Here is an 18,820-nt window from a genome sequence, read left to right on the forward strand (position 1 = left end):
GTTACCGCACGCCCGAAATCCTTGGGACATGTCCCGCTCAACCCGCCATAGTGATTTTTCGCTGCACTTCACGGCTCTCCGCAGGGTTTGTAATCTGAGTGCTTGCTCGTAAGGATGCCTATACTGATCAAAGAATGGCTGACTGACCAGAAGAACATAAAAGGTGTACGGGCATCTAACGTTGCTACGCAATACGCATGCGAATGGCGCCACGATCCCACACCTCCGGAGGACGACACATGGCTGCAAGCACTGCGGATGACGCCTCATCCCCGAGCGTGGAGTTTGTCACCCGGGCGTATGTCAGCTTGCTGATCGCGGGCTTCGCGTTGATCCCGGCCTACCTGATTGCTTACCTGTACGTTTTCCAGAATCCCCTCCTCATCTTCGAGAATCACGCCTTTCACGAAATCGCCATTGCGGCGGCGACGCTCGAGGGCCTGTTCGTTACGTATGTGGCATGGCGCTGCTACCGGTCATCCGGCGAGCCGCTTTTGCGCTGGCTGACCTTGAGCTTTCTCGGCTTCGTGCTGATTTACGCGCTGCATGGCGCCTTCACCGGCATGGCGCACCACAACATCTGGCTGTTCCTGCTGTACGGACCGGCGTCGCGACTTGCGATGGCGGCGCTGCTGTTTGTCGCGCTGCTTTCCTGGTATCAGCGTGCCGATCCCGAGGCGCAGCGCCGCGATCCGCGTCGCTGGCTCGGCTGGATCGGCCTGTTTCTGGTGATCGATGTGGCGGTGGGCGTACTGGCGTATTCGCCAATCGCGAGCAGTCCCGCGGTGCGCCTCGCGATGGAAGGCGGCGCGCTAGTGTTGTCGGCGATCAACATCATGGTCATGCTGACGCGGCGAATCCGCTCGCCGCTCATGAAGATCTTCGGTATTTCGGTGACGTCGTTCGGGTTGTCCTCGCTCGCATTCATTCTGTCGCGCCCGTGGAATCACATGTGGTGGCTCGCGCATGCAATCTTCGCCGCGGGGTTTTTCCTGCTGAGCTATGGCGTTGTGCAGGCGTTCCGCACCACGCGCTCGTTTGCGACGATTTATAGCCAGGAGGAATTGATGACGCGCCTTGCCGACGCGATGGCCCGCACGGAGAACGCGTTGCAGGAATTGAAGCGCACCAACCAGAAACTCGAGCGTCTCGCCGCCACCGATCCGCTGACGGGCGTGGCGAACCGGCGGCAGTTCATCGAGCAAGTGGAAGCCGAGATCGCGCGCGCCAAGCGCGACGGCGCGCCGTTCTCGCTGCTGGCGCTGGATATCGACCACTTCAAGACGATCAACGATTCGCACGGACATCAGGTCGGCGACGACATCCTGCGCGGCTTCGTGCAGAAATGCCTCGATGCGATCCGCCCGTACGACGGCGTCGCCCGGGTAGGCGGCGAAGAGTTTATGGTGCTGCTGCCGCAGACCGCGCTAACGGTGGGTCAATCGATTGGCGAGCGGATTCGCGAAGCGATCGCCGGCAGCGCGTTCGCCGTGCAGTCGGGGCAAGCGATTCCGCTCACGGTGAGCATCGGCGTGTCGCAGTTCGGCCGCGACGGCGATACGATCGACGATATCCTGCGCGCCGCCGACGAACGGCTCTACCGCGCAAAACATCAAGGGCGTAACCGGGTGATCGCGGCGTAGCCGGCCGCGCCAAGGCGCGTGGGCTACCTCCCGCTCACCCCGCCCGCTGCGTCAGCGGTGGCGTCCCCGCTGGATGCGCTGCCGCGCGGCACACCGCGTTGATGTCCGCCGGCTCGAGCACTGCTTTTTGCGCGCCGTGCCGCGCCACCTCGAGCATCGCCTGACCTACGTCTGCGGTCGTGACGATCTGGTTTGGCATCAACAAACGCAGCAACGACATCAGCGGCTTAAGCACCGGATAAATCATCCGGTATAAGCGCGTCCTCGAACGAATGCCATGCAACTGCTCGATCACGCCTGGACGGAACAGATAAACCGCCTTGAACGGCAGCCGCTTGAGCGCGTTCTCGGTGCGGCCCTTCACGCGGGCCCACATGCTGCGGCCCTGCTCGCTGCTATCCGTGCCGGTCCCGGACACATACACGAAGGTCATCTGCGGGTTCAGGCGCGCGAGCGTTTGTGCAGCCGCGAGCGTCAAATCATAGGTGAGCCGCGTATAGTCCGCCTCGGTCTTCCTCATCGACGACACCCCGAGGCAAAAGAAGCAGGCATCGAAGCCCTGCAGCGATGCTTCAATCGAGCCGTAGTCCATCATGTCCGCATGGACGATCTCGTGGAGACGCGGATCCAGTTGACCCGTCGGCGAACGGCCGATGGTCTGCACGTACTCCACATCCTGAGCGCGCAGGCATTCGCGCAACACGCCCTGTCCCACCATGCCGGTGGCGCCGAAGATCAGCACTCTCATCTCACACGCTCCAATTCGTTGCGCGACCAACCAAATCGCTCTTCACGATTGCGAAGGCGGGAAATCGGGCAGTTGCGGCGAAGCAGTGAAATCCGTCGCAAGGCTGACCTCACGCCAGAGCTCGCCGCTCGCGGCGCGAGCCTTCTCGGCTTCGCCCGCATAGTGAAGCGCGTCGCTGCCGAGCAGCAAATGCATCGGCGGCTGTTCGTGATACGCCAGCTTCAGCACGACCTGCGCCACCTTCTCGGGGTCGCCGGTCTCGTTGCCGACGTACTGTTCGAGCATCGCGGCCACCGCGCCCACCGACGCCGCGTAGTCCGGCAACACCTCCGGCAGCGCGCCTTTCGCTTCGACGCCCCATTCCGTCTTCATGCCGCCCGGTTCCAGCGCGGTCATTCTGATGCCGAGGGGTGCCAGTTCCTGGCTCATCACTTCGGTGAAGCCGCCGACTGCCCACTTGGCCGACTGATACGCGCTGAGTCCCGGAATACCGACGCGCCCGCCCACCGACGAAATCTGCATGATATGGCCGGCCCGCTGCTGACGCATGACCGGCAGCGCGGCGCGCGTCACGTTGATCACGCCATAGAAGTTGGTATCGATCTGTGCGCGGAAGTCCTCGTCGCTTGCCTGCTCGAACGGCGCCAGGTGGCCAAAGCCCGCATTGTTGACGACGACATCGAGGCGCCCGAATGCGTCGAGCGCGGCTTGCACGGCGGCCCGCGCGGCGGCGGCATCCGTGACATCCAGCGCAACCGTGCGCACGCGTTCGCCGTAGCGCTCGGGCAAGTCCGCCAGCTGACGGGGATCGCGTGCCGTCGCAATGACGCTTTCGCCCGCCGCCAACGCCGCTTCAACTATCTTGCGCCCAAGTCCGCGTGCGCTACCGGTTACCAGCCATACCTTTGCCATGATGCACTCCTGTGAGTTTCGATGAGCATGTAATCACTCATTAATAGCTTAAAAAAACGTGGAGAGTTGCTCGCCCGATTTCAGCCCTCCACTTGCGCGACGGCATGCCAGAACACGTCAAAGCCTGCCTCGCGGTACTGCTCCGCCTGAGCGGGTTCCCGCTCGATAAAGTCCATGGTGGTTTCGGCCAGCGCGCCCATGATGGCCGCCACGAACGCCGGCGGATGATCGCGCAGCACGCCGCTGGCAACACTCGCATGCATCATGGCGTTCACGTCGGCGAAGGCGTGCATGCCTGCCGCGCGCGTCTGTTCGCTCAGCCGGTCAGACGCACCGAGCGCTGCCATGGCGCGGCGTTTTTCCGGGTTGGCGACGCCCCATTCGACGTATTTTCCCCAAACGTGATGCGTGCGATTGCGAATGCTGGCGGTCTTCGGATAACCCGCCATCATCACTTCGCGCATGTTGGACTTGATGTCCAGATACAGCTGGTTGAGCAACTCGTCTTTCGTCTCGAAGTACGTGAAAAGCGTGCCTTCGGCGACGCCCGCTACCTTGGCGATCCGCGCAGTGGGCGCACCCAGTCCCTGCTCGGCGATCACTTCGGTCGCGGCGGCAAGAATGGCGTTACGTTTGTCTTCGCTTTTCGGACGGGCCATACAGATGATGTCGCACATGAATTAATGAGTGATCACTCAATCATACGGTAACGCTGTCCCTTTGTTCAAGCGAAATTTGCGAGAGCTCGCGTCCGACGACAACTGCATTAAGTCGGAAATCAATGCATCCCCGTTTTCAAAAATGCGATTCAGAATTCGGGGCCGATCATTTTCCGTTTCGTAGTTTGATATTGAGGTATTCATCGCAAAACAGTGAAGTGTCGATGCTGCTTCCAGATGATTCAACAAGTCTATTTTTCGCAGCAAATCTGCTCGCCGGTCGCATGTTTCACGTCACAACCACATGATTTGTTCATACGTTACATACCGTTACGTCTTTTCTGCAGACCTGATAAAGTCCGTTCGGTAGGATTCTCCCGGCAAAAAACAAACCACCATCGAACTTCGGTAAGTTCGAGACTGCGACCCGCCTGCAATAGAGGTTTTCACCGTCTTCTATTGCATTCAAGGCATTGGGCTACCAGCACAAACGTCTCGCCACGGGCGTGACGTGTCGCTGCCGCACTTGCGGCGCGGCGTCAATTGATTCGTACGAATACCGTTTTGGTAGGACTACGAAGCTGCATCGTCCGAAATCCCGCGTCTCCTACCGCCGATATCTCCAGGCTGCGATCGCCGAACCCAGGTGTTCGCGATTGCGCGCCGAAACCCAGATATTCCGCTCACGCATCAACGCGCCTCGCGCGAAGAGCCGCTGGACGAATATCCAACCTTTTTGCGCCTTGAAGATGAAATTTCAATCGTTATTGCTGTCCTCCTTGTTACTGGCTCTAGCAGGCTGCGGCGGTGGCGGCGGGTCCAGCGAAGGCTCCAGCGGTAGTGCAAGCAACGCGAGCAGTCCGGCCGGAACCGGTTCGAACGCCGCCAGCTCCGGCGGCATCACGAGCAGCTCCGTCAACGTCAATGCAAACGCCACCGCGAAAGCCAGCGTCGGCGAGACGATGAGCTGCAAGGCACCGGTTGCGTCCACCGCAGCGGCGGGCAGCCCGCTGGTTGCCGCAGACACGCCGAGCGCGGATGCCACCCGCATGTTTGCATCCGGAAGCACTTTCCAGATCGCCTTCACGACCAACGCGCCGTCCGCAGACAAGCTCAACTGGAGCGTCACGGACCAGTTCGGCAACGTCGCTGCGAGCGGCACCATCCCGGTCGCGAACGGCCCGACCACCAACACGCTGAGCTGCACCTCGACACTCGCGGGCTACTTCGCGGCAACCGGAACACTGGCCGCCAACGGTGGCACCTTGCCTGAGGCCGGCACGCGTCCGGCCGGCATCGCAAGCTTCGGCATCGTGCCGAATCTGTCCGGCGTGATCCCGGCCGTGACCTACGCTCATCAGGACCAGCATCGCTTCGGCATGCAGGGCGCGAATGACAATGGCCCGCTGCTCGCCGACCTCGGCATTTCGTCGACGATCGACAACCGCCAGCTTTCGGCGATGGAGCCGAACGCCGCGAACACCTTCAACCCGGCCGCCAACAACCTCGATCCGTTCTACACATCCGGCAAGGTGATGCGACTGATCCGTCTGGACGGCATCCCGGCATGGGCAAGCCCGACCGGTGCGTTCCAGGACGACACGGACCTGCCGACCAGCCTGTCGTACTACCAGAACTACATGAGCCGGGTGGGGACGGAATCGAACACGATTCGCAATACCTACTTCCCGACGCAGTCGAACAACTACTATCAGGTGACGTGGGAACCGAACCAGTTCTGGGCCGAGTCGGACGCGAATTTCGTTTCGCTGTATCAGGCCGTGTACCAGGGCATCCACTCGACCGACCCGCACGCCGTCGTGATGGGGCCGACCGATGCGTTCCCGTCGCTCACGACCACGCGCCTCAAGCGCATCGCTTCGCTGGGCTTCGGCAACTACATCGACGGCATCGCGACTCACGGCTACTACGACGCGGGCACCTCGCCTTCGCATCCGCCTGAGCGCCTCGCGACAGATCCGGATCCGGCGAATGCGGCCAATGCCTTGATGAACGAAATCCGCCTGCTGCGCACGGAAATGGCTACGGACTACCGCCCTGGCATGAAGCTGTTCCAGACCGAGGTGGGCATCAGCTATGACCTCGGCACGTCGTACGGTCCCAACTATCCGACGGCCAATGTGTTGTTCGCCCAGGCGGCGGTGGTCGCCCGCACCCACATCATCTTGCTGGGTGAAGGCGTGGATCAGACCTACGTGTTCTACGGTGCGGACTACCCGGGCGATACGGGCTACGGCACGTTCTTCGATCTGGCCGACGCGCAAGGTGCGTTCGGCGCCACGAACATCAGCCCGAAACCGGCGGCGATGGCGGTCAGCGCGCTCACGCGGGTCCTCGACGGCACCAATACGCTCGGCCCGGTGACCGGCACACCGTCCGGCGTCTACGCGTACTCGTTCCAGCAGCTTGGAAACGGCTCGGTGATTACCGCGCTGTGGACGCACAACAATAACGTCTGGAGCGCGAGCACGGGCTTCAGCTCGAGCTATAGCGTGCCTTACAGCCTTGCCGTGGATGCGCCCGGCACGAGCGGCACCGTGAAGGTGATCGACATGATGGGCAATCCTTTGACGATGAGCTACACCAACGGCACCCTGACGCTGAACCTCACGGAAGCGCCGGTGTATGTGGTGTCGAACAACCCGACGGTGGCGAAGGTGCACGTGACGACGCCTACGGGTTACGTCGCAAGCTGAGTACGATGACGGCGCCGGCTGATGCTTAAGCCGGCGCGTACGCGACGGTTGACTCGCTCAATGCGCCTGCCTCGATCGCGCTACGTGTGCCGGCGCCGGGTCGCCTTGTCGCGCATACTCGACCGCTTCGATGAGCACGGGTGCGATCTCGATTACGCGATCCTGCGAAATGCGGATTTCGACCCATTCGCGCATCGGCGGTCTGCCGTACGGCTGGAATGCGATGGCGCGACGCGCATTGACCAGCGCGGCCGCGCGATCCACCGGCAGCTTGATACCGAGGCCGCTGCCATAGACGCAAAATGCCATGTGCGAACCGACAAACGCTGCGGGACAACCGAACATGGCACCCTCATGCACCTGCGGATCGAGATCCTGGACATGCGCGAACGCGACGTCGAACAGGTCACGATCATGCAACAGTCTGGGGACAGCTTTCATTTTGTTCTCCTGAAGCTGACTTGCGGGCGCCGACTCAACGCGGCCCTCGCGTGCCGACGCCTCCATAACCACGCCTTTACCACGTGCTAGCCGCTCGATATCTCGCTCGCACCGAGCGTCTCGTACTCGACGCGACAGCGGGTATAGAAGAGCGGTACGCCGCCGTGCCGAAGCGTGTCGAGCAACGCGTCGACGCGCTCATCTTCGGCAGCCACAGTGACGACGACGGGCTGATCGACCAGTTCGACAAAGCGCGCCGCATGATATTTGCCATGAACATCGATGCTTTCACCGGCCTCGATCACCGTCGCCCCTTCGATGCCAGCTTTCCTGACCTCATGCAGGATCCACTCGACGACCGTCATGTGATTCTTTCGATGGCTCTGGTTGTCTGCGAACAGCGTCAACTGACTGCCTTTCATGAAAGCCTCCAGCATCTGCCCAAGAGGTTTCGACTCACTGCGGTTCCTGAAGATAAGGATAGGAAAATCGCCGAAGCGTGGCGGGCAAATTGGTGACGCGCGCCGTTTTCGCATGCCGGCGATGCGGGTATGCACCGGTCAACATGACGCGCCGCAGCGCTCATCCGGTATTTGCTGGCGTCGATACGCATTGTTTTGGTCGTTTCGGCCGCACCACCGCAGGCGAGCTGTCCCCTGTTTCAAGCGCTTACTTCCTGTGCGGGAACATATTCCGCAAAAGGCCGTCAGCAAATGTATCCCCGCCAACATAACGAGATTTAACGATGGACGACTTCCTGACACGACTTCTGCATTTCCAGCCTGCGCTGATGGCGACCTTGGTGCATGACCTTTTGCACGTTGTCGTCGCCGCCTTGATCCTCGTAGTCGGCTGGTGGCTCTCCAACCGGATCGGCTTGCTCTTCGCCAGAGCGTTTGCGCATACACGGGCCGATCCCACACTCGCCCCCATGCTCAAGGCAATGGGCACCTGGTCCGTGCGCGTGCTGGTGTTCATCGCCGCGTTGAGCGAGGTGGGTATTGCCACCGCCAGCGTGCTGGCCGTGGTGGGCGCCGCCGGTCTCGCAATTGGCCTCGCGCTGCAGGGCACGCTGCAAAACATCGCGGCCGGCATCATGCTGTTGATGCTGCGACCATTCAGAACGGGGGACGTGATCGAAGGCAGCGGCGCGGCCGCGGGCATCGTGCGGGAAGTGGGACTGTTCACCACGCGCATCGAACGCAGCGACGGCAACGCCGTGTTCGTGCCGAATAGCCTGATCTGGAGCAATCCAGTGATCAACTACAGCAGCGGCGGCACGGAACGCATCGAAGTCGATGTGGAGCTCGCGCAGCGCAAGGATGTGGACGCGGCGATCGGTGAGCTGAAAAAGCTGGTCGCCGATGAGCCTCGCGTGCTGACCGGAGCGACGCTGGCGCCGATCGTCACGGTGGCGAGCTATCCGAAGTCAGGCGGTGCACGGCTCAGGATCGCGGCGTGGGTGCGCAGCCCGGACGCGTCGCTTGCGAGCGACGATCTGCAAAGTCATGCGAGGGCGGCGCTTGTGCAGGCGGGCTGTCCGGTGGCTTGATGGTCAGCGGGTGGGGCGGACCGATCCGTAACCTCGTGAAAATTGGAAATTTTCACGAGGTTTATGCTCTGCGCCGCTCCTGAATTTTTTCTGTGTACCAACCTGCGCAAGCAGAATCTGTTCGAGGCAACGGGTGCCGCCGGTACTGCTTAACCTGTGAGATTCGACGGGCGGCAGGCATCAGAGAGTGGCGTCAATCAGGCTTCACGCTTTCGCTGCGTCCTGACGGGCAGCACGCTCCTGCGCGTAAGACTCGCTCAATTCCCCCTTCAGATCTTCGCGTCTCAATGGTTCACCACACGCCTGACAGACGGTGCCGATGCCGGCATCGTGGCCACAGGTGAGATGCGTATAGCGCACCGCTACGCCCTCGTCCGGTGACTTGCACCACGTCTCACCCCATTCTCGCAGTGCCAGGATGACCGGGTAAAACGCGCGGCCCATCTCCGTGAGTTCATATTCATAGCGCGGCGGTTTATCCATGTAGCGGTTGCGCTGGATCATGCCGTCGGCTTCGAGCCGTTTGAGGCGCGCCGAAAGCATCTGCGGCGTTGCCTGCGATTGAGCCAGCAGGCTGTCGAAGCGTCGGTTGCCCATGAACAGTTCTCGTACGATCAGGACCGCCCAGCGGTCGCCGACCACAACCTGAGACCGTGCGACCGGGCACAGTGTGTCACTGGCTTCGGACAATGTCGCCATTTTAGATTCCGACAGGAAGGGCCGCGATCAACTCGGCCGTCGTCAGGATTTCATGCGCGAAGGTCGGGCCGTTCAGCTCATGTGCGGCACGCATCATTTCCTGGGTGAAAGCGGCCGTCGCATCTCGCACTAGCGTGACGTGATAGCCCAGTTCCATTGCGAAACGGCTGGTGGATTCGATGCAGGTATTCGCCAGCAGGCCGATCACGATCACGTGCGTGATGCCATGCTGCTTCAGCTGAAAGTCCAGATTGGTGTTGGCGAAGCCGCTTTGGGCCCAATGCTCCTGGACGATGATGTCGCCTTCCTGCGGCACAAAGTCAGGATGCCATTCGCCGCCCCACGTTCCCTCAGCGAAGGTGTGGTGTTGCTGCACGAGACGTTGCGTCGGGTTGGGATGATCCCAGTTGTCGTAATCGCCCGGTTGCCAGCGGCGATGCGGGACGTAGACGACCTGGATATCTGCTTTGCGCGCGGCATCGACCGTGGCACGGAGGTTGTCGAGCAGTCGGACGTCTGTGGCGACATCACGGAGCATCGGAAAGAGCTTGCCGCCTTCTGAAAGGAAGTCGTTGTATGGGTCGACCAGCAACAGGCCGGTGCGCGCTACGTCATATACAGGGTTGGGCATTTCAGCACTCCAATCGGATAGGGTGTGCAAACTGGTTCGCATCACGCAGCCGGCGCCGGACTGCTTTGGTAGGACGATTCGTGACATCTCACGCACCGCATGCGGTGAGCACAGGATATAACTATGAAATTCATATCGTCAAGTGTCACGCTCATATATTGACGACTTCCAGGCTCGCGACATGGAGCGCGTGTGGCACAGGAAAGCGGTCCGAGGGAATGCGCCGCTGGGAACGTTGGATGCCCGGTCACTGGGTAGGCAAAATCGGCGAGCGGCTTTCCCGAACCCTGGCGGGATTTGCGACATGCCACTGGTCTTCGTATGGCCTTCGTTCGCTCCGTAATAACTCGCACACGATTTAATCTTATTCGCTTGACATAAGCCGCTTCCTTGTTCGTTATGAACCGCATGCGATTGCATCGCGTACGACTTAACTTGCCAAACACCTATGTACATCAAGGAATCCCTCATGACCAAGATCGAAAAAGTCATCTTCTCGGGCAACACCCACACCACGGTCAACCGCGACCCGAACGCTCAGCGTGGCGAGCATGGCGTCGTCGACATCAAGCTGTCGGCGCCCGGCGGTGAAAACCACGAGTTCATCGCCGCCGAGCCGCACCCGACGGCCGAGCAATTGTTCGCGGGCGCCTGGTCGGCCTGTTACATCACGGCGCTCGGGCTTGCGGCCTCGCTGAAGAAGGTTGCGCTGCCGGCGGACTATTCGGTGGATATCCAGGTGGACATTGGACAGACCGGTCCCGGGTGGTTCCTCGGCGCCCAGTTCACGATCCGCATGCCGGGTCTGGCACAGGACGTCGCCGAGGCAATCGCGCACTCGGCTCATCAGATTTGCCCGTACTCAAAGGCTGTGAAGGGAAATATCGAACTGGGTGTGAAGGTCGTTACGGTGTGATCCGGCGGCATATGCGCCGCTCACTGAACATTTTTTAGGGAATTTCGATTATGAAGATCAAACTGCTGGTTGCTCTGCTTGTTGCACTTTCGACTTCTGCCGCCGCCCCGGCGTTTGCTGGCGGCTATGGTCCCGCTCCGTTCTACAAGCCGTCGATCGGCGCTCCGGCGTCGCAACGCGGACAGAATACGCAGACCGTTGCCGCCGAACGTGGCGATGCGGCTGGGTCGCAAGAGGGATATGGCGGCGTCGTGTCCGGGGCCTTCCAGGCGGGGGGACGTGGGGTTGGGGCGCCGCGCGGGAATTTGTTTGCGCATCATTAGAGTGGGGCACTGCGGGGGGTGAGGTGGCGGGCATCGTGGTTGGGGATGCGCCACCGCCGTCGCAGGGGGGAGCCTGCGCTTACTGATCTGGTGAGGCCAACGCCTCCGACTAGCGGAACTGGCTTGCGAGCGAAAGATTGAACGTGCGGATGATGCCGGGGAGCAGGAAGGCATCCACCAACACCCACACTCCCACGCAACCAAGAATAAAAAAGCCAATGCCGAGGAAAACCGTACAGCAGCCAACAAACGTCAACAGTAGCTGTGCAATCGCAGTGCCGGTCCTACCTGCGTAGAAGCGGTGACCGCCAACAGAACCGAGAAAAAACCAGAAAAGGTAGGCAACGCCCAGGCTCTTCTTCTGTGCGTCGTACATCATCATGTCGCGGGCCGTATCACTCATTTTTATCTCCTGTCCTAACAGACCATGTTTTGATGCAGTGGGAAAAGCGCTATCCGTTCACCGGTATCGCGCAACTAACGCCTGGTATCGCACATCCGTCTTCAGCGCGTCGAAGTCGCGCGTCGAATCGAGCCGCGCGAACTGCCTGAACCCTCGTTTGAAAGCATCGTTCAAATGTTCGATGGCTAGATCCGGCCGTGCGCAGCGAGCGGTCAGCACGGCCTGGTCATAGTCGACCTCCGGATGTGCCGGTGGGTACCGCCCCGCCTGCATCAGCAACGTCTCTGCCTGTGCGGTTGCCCCATCACGCATCGCTGCCTGCGCCTGCTGCATCAGCGCCTGGTAATCCGCGGTCTGGACAACGGGCGGAACTGGCGCTGGCAAGACCGGCTGCGCAACGCGCAGCGGCGCAAGAGCGTCAGAAGCGGCCGCGGTCTGTCGTTGCACCTGAGCGGCATCGACGACTCTGCGGTAATAGACACGGCCAGCAAACGGCACCTTGATGTACATCCGGTCGGGCCCATCGATATAGAAGGAGAGCCCTACGCCATAAGGCAAATCGAGCACGACCTCGTCGCCCTTGCGCTCGATGTCCTTGACCGGAAGACTTGCCTCGGCATCGGGACTCGAGATTGCGTGTTCGTCGATCACAATGTCCGGGCCGATCGGCAACTGTACGCTGGCAACCTGCACTCGCTCGGCGCGCCAATGCCCCAAGATCGATGGGTCTTCCGTCTTCGAACAGGCTGCCGCCGCCAGCATGGCGACAAGTGCCGCGGCAACGCCCGCCGGCCGCATCATCACGTGGTCGCCGAACGGTATTTGTTCACCAAAGCGACGAAGCGCGGGTCGTTGCGGATTCCGTCGAGATCGGGATCCTTCGTCATTTCGTCGAAGTACGTGAAGCCGTTCAGGAAGCTGGCTTCAAACTCCTTCAACGCCTCGTCAGTACGCCCCTGCTTCAGTCTCAACACGGCCAGGTTGTAGTAGACAAGCGGCTGTTTTGGATCCCGTGTGCCCGCGTTGTTGAGTTCCTTTTCCGCATCGTCGAGTTTGCCTTGACTCATCTCGGCAATCGCAACCTTGACCATCTCCTTGGCTGCCGCCCGATTGCTTGCGAATTCGGCGCCGGAGGCATCACCCTGCGCGAGCCTGGCGTCGCCGTCCTTGCGTTGTGCGCTGATATCCGCGTCAGTCGGCGCAATGCCACCTGCAGTGGCCGTTGCCGGCGCACTCGCTGCCATCGCGGCCGGCACGATGGTAGAGGATGCCCGACTGTCCGCTACCGCCGTCACGACAGGAGAGGATGCTACAGCGCTCATTGCGGTCACGGCCGTCGCCTCAGGAACATCACCCGCGCCTGTACGCGATTTCTTGTAGTAGTAACCACCGCCCCCGCCTACGACGGCGAGCACAGCTACTGCAATTGCCGCGACGATGATGCGCTTGTCCAACCCGGACGGCGGCGCAGATACGGCCTGAGCTTCCAGCAACGTCGAGCAACTCGGGCAATGAAGGTCTTCGCCGGGCGAGCGGGTGAAAATCTCCCCCGAGTTCGCTCTTTCGCAATCGCCAAGCGTGGGGCATTTATAAGTCGGCATGGTGGTCCTTATCCTCTCTCAATCCTTGTTTTCGTGCGACCGTCACTCGGCCGGTGTCGCCAGACCAATGATTTCCCGGACCGGCTTCTTCATTGCGCTCAATGCCATGAACTCCGGATCCTGGTCGTCATCGCCAGCGGCCACAAATCGCGCTGTGGCGAATTCATTGAACTTGTCGAGCAACGAATTCTTGTCGTCCTTGTGCTTGTATTCGGTGTCGATGCGTCGTCCGACTTCACGCTCAATCAAACCTTGAATATCGGCCGGATGATCGCTGTCGATCACGGCGGACCAACTGGTGCCGCGCAGAACCTTCGACGCCGGCAAGCCATCCGACTTGTAGACAAAGGCCCACTCCGGCTCGCCTGTCGTTCTGTTCTGCCGCTCCTTCAGCATTTCCAGCAGCCGCGCCACGAGCAGATAAGGCCTGCGCTTTGCCTGTGCGCTAGCCTCAGCCGCGGTGCGTGCGTATAGCGGCGGCAACTTCTTGCCATCACCCTCACCATGCAGCAGGTGCGACTCGTTGAAATCGCCGAGCAGACCGTCGTAGTGACGCTTGAGCATCGTCAGTGGTTCAATGAAGCGAGCTGGCATCAGCGACGCAATCTTGACGATCACGATTTCGTTCGAGAGCTTGCCAGACGCGACGACCGTGTCCGAGGCCGGATCCTTCTGCTGCTCGAACACCCTTGTAAGTGCCGCGTGAAAGTCTTTTTGACTCTCGCACTCCGGCAGGAAGACGGCAACGGTGTTAGCCGTTCCGCGTGAGCCGCCCGCATTGTTCGCGACGCTGCGGTCCACTTCCGTCTTGTTGTACTGAAGCATCGTGCCGGACTTTTCATAGAGTCCCGAGACAAAGCCTTTCAGCCCATTCGGATTGGCGTCGTACTGCTTTTGCAACCGCTCGACGATGTTGACGTGCAGTACCGGCTGCAAGGTCTTCGAAATCTCAGCGTGGGCCATTTCGACAATCGTCGCGGAGGCCTGAGAGATCGTTGCAATGATCCCGCCGAGAGATACGCTGTGTGCCAGCTTTTCGAAAGAATCGACGTCCGTGCCCGCGAGATCGATGATCGACTGTCGCACTTTCTGCGTGCGCGCGATCTGCGCGGGCTCGTCGACAATGACAGCCTTCATGATGTTGCCGATCGCATTGCGATCGAAGATCCGCTGCTGATAGATGGCATCGGCGCCGGCCAGCCGAGCGGCCTGCTCTTCACGGACACGTTCGGTGGCGGCCGCCAGGTTCTGATGCAATTCGTCAATCAGTCCGCGCAGCGACGTCAGTTCGTCTTTGATGAACGGAATCAGCCGGGTCGCGAACTTCTGCCCCTCCAGCAGGGTCTGCAGCGCGTACATATCCTGGTGTTGCGTGGCGATATCGGAGAACAGAGAGCCGCGCTTGTCGGTCAAATGCTGCCCGAGAAAGCCAACCTTGTTGAACTGTGTGTTCAACTCTGCGATGCGCTGCTGCACTGCCTGCAACTCGGCGGGCGCTTTGGTGACCTGTTCGGCGAATACGGCAAAACGTTCGTCCAGGGCGGCGATCAGGGCGTCAGTAAACTGTCGTAGCTGCACTAGCGACGCGGCGCCCACCTTCCAACGGCTAAACAGTTCCTTCTCGATCTGGCGCCCGATGTGCCGGGCCATTTCAACGCGTGCATTGCCTTTGATCTCATAGAACTTCCGCACCCCGCCCATGGTCCGGTAGGTTTCGTCGAACACCTTGGCGAGACGCGAATTGAGCGCGTGAATCCAGGTGGTCTGATCGAGCGTCGCGTCAGTCCTGATTTCTGGTGCGAGACGGCTGACGATCTGTTTCCAGTATTCGCGTGCCGGCTTCCACATTGCATTCTTCGCATCGTCGTCGAGAATGCCTGTCTCGAGCATCAGATGGGCGTCGCTCAGGAAGAGTTGTTGCAGGGTCTCGGGCTTGCGCGCCTCCGAACCCCAGTCCTTCTCGACCGGTTCATCGGCGTAGCCTTCACCTTGCCGGAAATTGTTGAACATCAACTGGCGCGTTGCCTGCTCAGCAAAACCGTACGCCAGATATTCCTTGATTTCCTGCTCTGGAACGACAATGCGCTCGACACCAAACGACAGGAAAAGCTTAGCCCGCGCCTTGCCGATATCGTCTTCGCTTTCGAAGTTCTTGATGTCGTTCTCGCCCTTCTCTGCGCGTCCGAGCCCTTCCCATTCCTTGTTGAGCGTCTTCTGATAGATAAACTCCGCAACGATCCGCGGCACCTCCGAATCCACGTCGAACTGGATGCTGTGCTCGTTGACGTTGCTCACGAGATAACAGCCGTTGAAGTAGACGTCGTGGTTCATGCCGGAACCGTCCAGCACGTTGACCGGATGGTATTTGCCGACGGCCATCGCGTTCAGTTCGCCAAGCGCCGCATAGCCGTTCGCGTAGTAGTTGGAGACACCGGCGACGTCACGCACGCGCCGCGAGTCTTTTTCGGGCAGCAGTGCATAGATCAGAATGCGATGACGCTCCTGGTCCGGATATTTGTTGCGGATCAGTGCAACCGCGTCGACCACCGACCCGCTGCCGGTCCCCCCCGCTAGACCGCAAACCACGTGGATGACTGCACCCATGCGGCCGGGTCCCTGCTGCAGCAGGCGCATGCGGTCTTCCACCGCCTTCACGAAAGACTGTGCGTTCTGTGCAAAGACAAGTCGGCCCAATTTGCGTCGCTGTGCCGCGCCGGCGATTCCGGGTTTCACGAAATCGAAGATGCTCTTCGGCTCAACCCAGTCGCGCAAACCCGGAAACGAAGCCGGATCGTCCAGCACCGGGCGGACATTGCTCGCGGTGTTGATCAGATACTGGCTGCGTGCGAGGTCGATTTCCTTGCCAAGTACCTTCCACTCGTCGTGCTTGTCGATCTCGTCGGAAGAGGTGTCGACATACAGATATTCGAAACGGGCCTCCGAGGGGCTATTGCCTTGAGCGTCCAGGTTGCGCTCGATCGTCTTGCGCAGATTGCGGATGATCTTGCCGCCGGAACCACCCAAGCCAATGATCAAATGATTATGTTCCATGTCTCAGTCTGTGTCTGTTCAGGTATAAGCGCCTGCCGACCCTGTAGGCCGCAGGCGAGCGCCGGCATCTTTATTCGTGGGCGAGATTGATCTTCAGATAAAGGTCCGATCGAGCCTTGGTGGTCTGCTTCACGACATACGAAGCGACCTGTCCACCCGCTGCCGGGGCGGCGTCGTCGCTGAATACAATGCCTTTCGCGGCATAGCCGGGATCCGGATCCTGCACCGCAGCGGTCGCGCACGCGCCCGTCTGGTCCGGCGCGAACGCAATACCCTTGGCGGTGTAGTCATTCGACGCACTCGCTAGCTGCAGCGGCGCCCCGCCATCGGAAGCCGCCGTGGCCGCAGCGGTCGTTGCAACCGGTTGAGCCACGCACGAGCCTGCGTCGGCAGTCGTCTGCGCGGCGGGGGTCGAAACGAGATCGGGCGCGACATGACGTATGCGCTGCGTGACATCCCCATGCTCCTGCTCGGAAGACAGAAAAACCATCAGCTTTTCCATGCCCGGCTTGCTGTCGAACACGAACGATCCCTTCGCTGGGAAGAACACCACGCCCATTGCGTCGACGAAGTTGTCCTGCGCCGGTTGCGGATAGATCTGCGTTACCTTGCCGTCCGGTGCTTCGTTGAGGATGTAAACATAAGCGGGACGATTCACCTTGACGCCTAGCTGGAAGCGATCGCCACTCTTGAAGATGCGCCGGGCAAGCACGTCCTGCGTCGAACCATCGCCCTTCTTCAATCGGATGAAATAGCTCACACCCAGTTGCGCAACCTGTTTTTTGTTGTGGGACACCTTGATTACTTTGCCCGATCCCGCAGCGGGAACCGACGCATCCGACGCGCCTTGCGCCGACGCCACCGCCGTCGCGTCGCCCGTAGGCTTCTGCGATGTGCCGACCGCAACGACAGCATCGCTCTCCGAAAAGAACAGGGATTTCGCCGTGTATTCGTCTTCGGCCCACGCATGGCTCGCAAGCGCGGCCAGCGTCAGTGCTACCAGGGGATATCGCATGTCAGTTCTCCAGATTACGCGACGTCGTCGCAGCAGATATCTGCTAGTTATTGGTAAAGGTCGTTTTGCTGATCAGGAATCGTCGAGAATTGCCGCGGCGTCTGGTGCGCTTTTCCATGTGACACCTCAAGAGCCCGCTTCGCTGTAAATGTCTGTGCGTCGCGAAAGGCAAGACCCAGTTGCCCCTTGTAGTAGCCGAGATACTCGAACAACGACTGCGTGAAGTACGAGCCTTTCAAGGTTCGGTCAGGCGAGAGCGGACTGGAGAAAGAACCCGACTTTGGTGAGAGCGATTCTTCATTGGCACTCGTGGCCGTGATGATGTTGTAGCCGCTGCGACTGCGATCGATCACGGTTCGCGCGTGGGTTACGTCTGCGCCGTTAGCGCCGGTCACGTCGTCAGCGGCGAAATGGATGCCCTTGGACGTATATTCCGGTCCCGTCCAGGATGCGAGCGAAATTCCCGCATGCTCACTCTGGCCACCGTTTGCTTGCAGGATGTAGGTCGTGCTGTCGTCGGCAATATCGTCGAGCATGTCGCCGCTATAGCAGGTATCGATTACTACCCGCATGGTGTGGCTAGGCTTGCGAGCAAGGTTCTGAACTAGCGTGTCCGGGACGGCGTGCCGTTGATAGTGCAGCAGGATTTCGGTGCGATCGTTCGAGCTGATCGTGCTCTGATCACCCGAGTCGTAGGCCATGATCGACATCTTGCGCTGATCGTTTCCGGCCGGTGACGGCACTGGCGCGTTGCCGTGACTCGATATGTAGATGAACACGTCGTCGTTCGGCCCGATGTCGTGGTCGAGCTTCGCAATGGCTGCCTCGATATTGGCCTGCGTCGCGTGGTCGTTCAACAGCGCCGTCACCTTATAGCCAGCCTTCAGCAAATATCCTTGCACGATCGCCGCATCGTCAGCGCCCTGAATGTCCGGCAAGTGGTAAGGGTCTGCAAAATGATTGATGCCGACCACGAGGGCGCGCTTAACCGGCACTGCCGAGCTCCGTCGCTGCATTTGCGCGTAGGAATCCAGCGCCTTGCCGGCCGCGACGTCCCAACGCTTTTGCAGGATATGTTCGGGATAAAAGGGAGACGTGGACTTGAGTCCGACGATAGACACGACAATCGTGAAGGCTTCATCGACCTCGTCTTCATTGCGATAGGTTCCCGTCAACTGGACACGTCCGGTGCTATCGCGCGTGATGCTTGCCTGATCGAGCCCGTGTTCGTGAAACTTGGTTTCGATGCGCTCAAACAGAGATTGGGGAACGTTATAGGCGTGGTAGGCGTTCTGATACCCAGGCAGACTGCTGGCCGCACAACCGGTCAGCAGCAGTGCGCCGACCACGGTTGCAATGCGTACGAAGGACGATTTCATCACTTATATCAAAGCGTGCGGGCACCACAAGTCGAGGACGTGCATCCACACCTGCGGCCAGCGCGAATCCAGGGGGAGGCGATTGACCGGAGACATACCGCCGGTCAACCGGACCTTTACTCGGCGACGC

The 18,820-nt window shown here is 60.4% G+C and carries 19 protein-coding genes; 5 read left to right on the forward strand and 14 right to left on the reverse strand.

Annotation, left to right across the window (positions count from 1 at the left end; all coding sequences use genetic code 11):
* Positions 1-239 precede the first annotated feature (239 nt).
* Complete coding sequence (locus VGH41_RS07505; protein WP_331596734.1) at positions 240-1,643, forward strand: GGDEF domain-containing protein; 1,404 nt, start codon at positions 240-242, stop codon at positions 1,641-1,643.
* A gap of 34 nt (positions 1,644-1,677) precedes the next feature.
* Here VGH41_RS07505 and VGH41_RS07510 read toward each other — a convergent pair whose 3' ends face one another.
* The 4 genes from VGH41_RS07510 to VGH41_RS07525 form a co-directional block, all read right to left on the reverse strand.
* A complete protein-coding gene (locus VGH41_RS07510) occupies positions 1,678-2,391 on the reverse strand; it encodes an NAD(P)H-binding protein (protein ID WP_331596735.1) in 714 nt (237 codons plus the stop codon).
* A gap of 42 nt (positions 2,392-2,433) precedes the next feature.
* The gene (locus VGH41_RS07515; protein ID WP_331596736.1) at positions 2,434-3,303 is read right to left on the reverse strand and encodes an SDR family NAD(P)-dependent oxidoreductase; all 870 of its coding nucleotides are present in this window, start codon (positions 3,301-3,303) and stop codon (positions 2,434-2,436) included.
* 80 nt (positions 3,304-3,383) lie between these two features.
* Positions 3,384-3,962, reverse strand: a complete 579-nt coding sequence (locus tag VGH41_RS07520; RefSeq protein ID WP_331596737.1) for a TetR/AcrR family transcriptional regulator — start codon at positions 3,960-3,962, stop codon at positions 3,384-3,386.
* A 757-nt stretch (positions 3,963-4,719) separates the two neighbouring features.
* The gene (locus VGH41_RS07525; RefSeq protein WP_331596738.1) at positions 4,720-5,013 is read right to left on the reverse strand and encodes a hypothetical protein; all 294 of its coding nucleotides are present in this window, start codon (positions 5,011-5,013) and stop codon (positions 4,720-4,722) included.
* Between VGH41_RS07525 and VGH41_RS07530 the strand changes: the two genes are divergently transcribed.
* Positions 5,012-6,679 carry a hypothetical protein gene (locus VGH41_RS07530; RefSeq protein ID WP_331596739.1) on the forward strand — a complete coding sequence of 556 codons (1,668 nt, stop codon included), beginning with the start codon at positions 5,012-5,014 and terminating at the stop codon, positions 6,677-6,679. The genes VGH41_RS07525 and VGH41_RS07530 overlap by 2 nt on opposite strands.
* Positions 6,680-6,736: 57 nt before the next feature.
* On the opposite strand, the gene VGH41_RS07535 is transcribed toward VGH41_RS07530, so the two are convergent.
* Together VGH41_RS07535 and VGH41_RS07540 are read right to left on the reverse strand one after the other, a co-directional pair.
* Entirely contained in the window at positions 6,737-7,120 is a 384-nt protein-coding gene (locus VGH41_RS07535; protein WP_331596740.1) for a hypothetical protein, read from the reverse strand.
* An 86-nt stretch (positions 7,121-7,206) separates the two neighbouring features.
* Positions 7,207-7,542, reverse strand: a complete 336-nt coding sequence (locus VGH41_RS07540) for a DUF190 domain-containing protein (RefSeq protein ID WP_331596741.1) — start codon at positions 7,540-7,542, stop codon at positions 7,207-7,209.
* A gap of 323 nt (positions 7,543-7,865) precedes the next feature.
* On the opposite strand from VGH41_RS07540, the gene VGH41_RS07545 reads away from it, so the two are divergent.
* Positions 7,866-8,672 carry a mechanosensitive ion channel family protein gene (locus VGH41_RS07545; protein WP_331596742.1) on the forward strand — a complete coding sequence of 269 codons (807 nt, stop codon included), beginning with the start codon at positions 7,866-7,868 and terminating at the stop codon, positions 8,670-8,672.
* A 204-nt stretch (positions 8,673-8,876) separates the two neighbouring features.
* Here the strand turns inward: VGH41_RS07545 and VGH41_RS07550 are convergent, their stop codons facing one another.
* The gene (locus VGH41_RS07550) at positions 8,877-9,314 is read right to left on the reverse strand and encodes a helix-turn-helix domain-containing protein (RefSeq protein ID WP_331596743.1); all 438 of its coding nucleotides are present in this window, start codon (positions 9,312-9,314) and stop codon (positions 8,877-8,879) included.
* A gap of 58 nt (positions 9,315-9,372) precedes the next feature.
* Positions 9,373-10,002 carry an isochorismatase family cysteine hydrolase gene (locus VGH41_RS07555; protein ID WP_331596744.1) on the reverse strand — a complete coding sequence of 210 codons (630 nt, stop codon included), beginning with the start codon at positions 10,000-10,002 and terminating at the stop codon, positions 9,373-9,375.
* A gap of 469 nt (positions 10,003-10,471) precedes the next feature.
* Between VGH41_RS07555 and VGH41_RS07560 the strand changes: the two genes are divergently transcribed.
* Both VGH41_RS07560 and VGH41_RS07565 read left to right on the forward strand, forming a co-directional pair.
* Positions 10,472-10,918 (forward strand): Ohr family peroxiredoxin, encoded by a 447-nt coding sequence (locus tag VGH41_RS07560; protein ID WP_331596745.1) that lies wholly within the window; start codon positions 10,472-10,474, stop codon positions 10,916-10,918.
* Positions 10,919-10,968: 50 nt separating this feature from the next.
* Complete coding sequence (locus VGH41_RS07565) at positions 10,969-11,241, forward strand: hypothetical protein (protein ID WP_331596746.1); 273 nt, start codon at positions 10,969-10,971, stop codon at positions 11,239-11,241.
* A gap of 109 nt (positions 11,242-11,350) precedes the next feature.
* Here VGH41_RS07565 and VGH41_RS07570 read toward each other — a convergent pair whose 3' ends face one another.
* The 6 genes from VGH41_RS07570 to VGH41_RS07595 form a co-directional block, all read right to left on the reverse strand.
* On the reverse strand, positions 11,351-11,644 hold the full coding sequence (locus tag VGH41_RS07570) for a TM2 domain-containing protein (RefSeq protein ID WP_331596747.1): 294 nt from the start codon (positions 11,642-11,644) through the stop codon (positions 11,351-11,353).
* A gap of 57 nt (positions 11,645-11,701) precedes the next feature.
* Positions 11,702-12,445 carry a hypothetical protein gene (locus tag VGH41_RS07575; RefSeq protein ID WP_331596748.1) on the reverse strand — a complete coding sequence of 248 codons (744 nt, stop codon included), beginning with the start codon at positions 12,443-12,445 and terminating at the stop codon, positions 11,702-11,704.
* Positions 12,445-13,137, reverse strand: a complete 693-nt coding sequence (locus VGH41_RS07580) for a tetratricopeptide repeat protein (RefSeq protein WP_331596749.1) — start codon at positions 13,135-13,137, stop codon at positions 12,445-12,447. The genes VGH41_RS07575 and VGH41_RS07580 overlap by 1 nt, the downstream gene beginning before the upstream one ends.
* Before the next feature lie 150 nt (positions 13,138-13,287).
* Complete coding sequence (locus VGH41_RS07585; protein WP_331596750.1) at positions 13,288-16,296, reverse strand: tubulin-like doman-containing protein; 3,009 nt, start codon at positions 16,294-16,296, stop codon at positions 13,288-13,290.
* A 70-nt stretch (positions 16,297-16,366) separates the two neighbouring features.
* Complete coding sequence (locus VGH41_RS07590; RefSeq protein ID WP_331596751.1) at positions 16,367-17,311, reverse strand: DUF4384 domain-containing protein; 945 nt, start codon at positions 17,309-17,311, stop codon at positions 16,367-16,369.
* Between the two features lie 47 nt (positions 17,312-17,358).
* Positions 17,359-18,660, reverse strand: coding sequence for a caspase family protein (locus VGH41_RS07595; protein WP_331596752.1), 1,302 nt, complete (start codon positions 18,658-18,660; stop codon positions 17,359-17,361).
* Between the last annotated feature and the right edge of the window lie 160 nt (positions 18,661-18,820).

This window comes from Paraburkholderia sp., assembly GCF_036488795.1.
Taxonomy (GTDB): domain Bacteria; phylum Pseudomonadota; class Gammaproteobacteria; order Burkholderiales; family Burkholderiaceae; genus Paraburkholderia.

Coding starts and splice junctions, on each gene's coding strand:
- VGH41_RS07505 (WP_331596734.1), top strand. CDS start 240: ATGGCTGCAAGCACTGCGGATGACGCCTCATCCCCGAGCGTGGAGTTT.
- VGH41_RS07510 (WP_331596735.1), bottom strand. CDS start 2,391: ATGAGAGTGCTGATCTTCGGCGCCACCGGCATGGTGGGACAGGGCGTG.
- VGH41_RS07515 (WP_331596736.1), bottom strand. CDS start 3,303: ATGGCAAAGGTATGGCTGGTAACCGGTAGCGCACGCGGACTTGGGCGC.
- VGH41_RS07520 (WP_331596737.1), bottom strand. CDS start 3,962: ATGGCCCGTCCGAAAAGCGAAGACAAACGTAACGCCATTCTTGCCGCC.
- VGH41_RS07530 (WP_331596739.1), top strand. CDS start 5,012: ATGTTTGCATCCGGAAGCACTTTCCAGATCGCCTTCACGACCAACGCG.
- VGH41_RS07525 (WP_331596738.1), bottom strand. CDS start 5,013: ATGCGGGTGGCATCCGCGCTCGGCGTGTCTGCGGCAACCAGCGGGCTG.
- VGH41_RS07535 (WP_331596740.1), bottom strand. CDS start 7,120: ATGAAAGCTGTCCCCAGACTGTTGCATGATCGTGACCTGTTCGACGTC.
- VGH41_RS07540 (WP_331596741.1), bottom strand. CDS start 7,542: ATGAAAGGCAGTCAGTTGACGCTGTTCGCAGACAACCAGAGCCATCGA.
- VGH41_RS07545 (WP_331596742.1), top strand. CDS start 7,866: ATGGACGACTTCCTGACACGACTTCTGCATTTCCAGCCTGCGCTGATG.
- VGH41_RS07555 (WP_331596744.1), bottom strand. CDS start 10,002: ATGCCCAACCCTGTATATGACGTAGCGCGCACCGGCCTGTTGCTGGTC.
- VGH41_RS07560 (WP_331596745.1), top strand. CDS start 10,472: ATGACCAAGATCGAAAAAGTCATCTTCTCGGGCAACACCCACACCACG.
- VGH41_RS07565 (WP_331596746.1), top strand. CDS start 10,969: ATGAAGATCAAACTGCTGGTTGCTCTGCTTGTTGCACTTTCGACTTCT.
- VGH41_RS07570 (WP_331596747.1), bottom strand. CDS start 11,644: ATGAGTGATACGGCCCGCGACATGATGATGTACGACGCACAGAAGAAG.
- VGH41_RS07575 (WP_331596748.1), bottom strand. CDS start 12,445: ATGATGCGGCCGGCGGGCGTTGCCGCGGCACTTGTCGCCATGCTGGCG.
- VGH41_RS07585 (WP_331596750.1), bottom strand. CDS start 16,296: ATGGAACATAATCATTTGATCATTGGCTTGGGTGGTTCCGGCGGCAAG.
- VGH41_RS07590 (WP_331596751.1), bottom strand. CDS start 17,311: ATGCGATATCCCCTGGTAGCACTGACGCTGGCCGCGCTTGCGAGCCAT.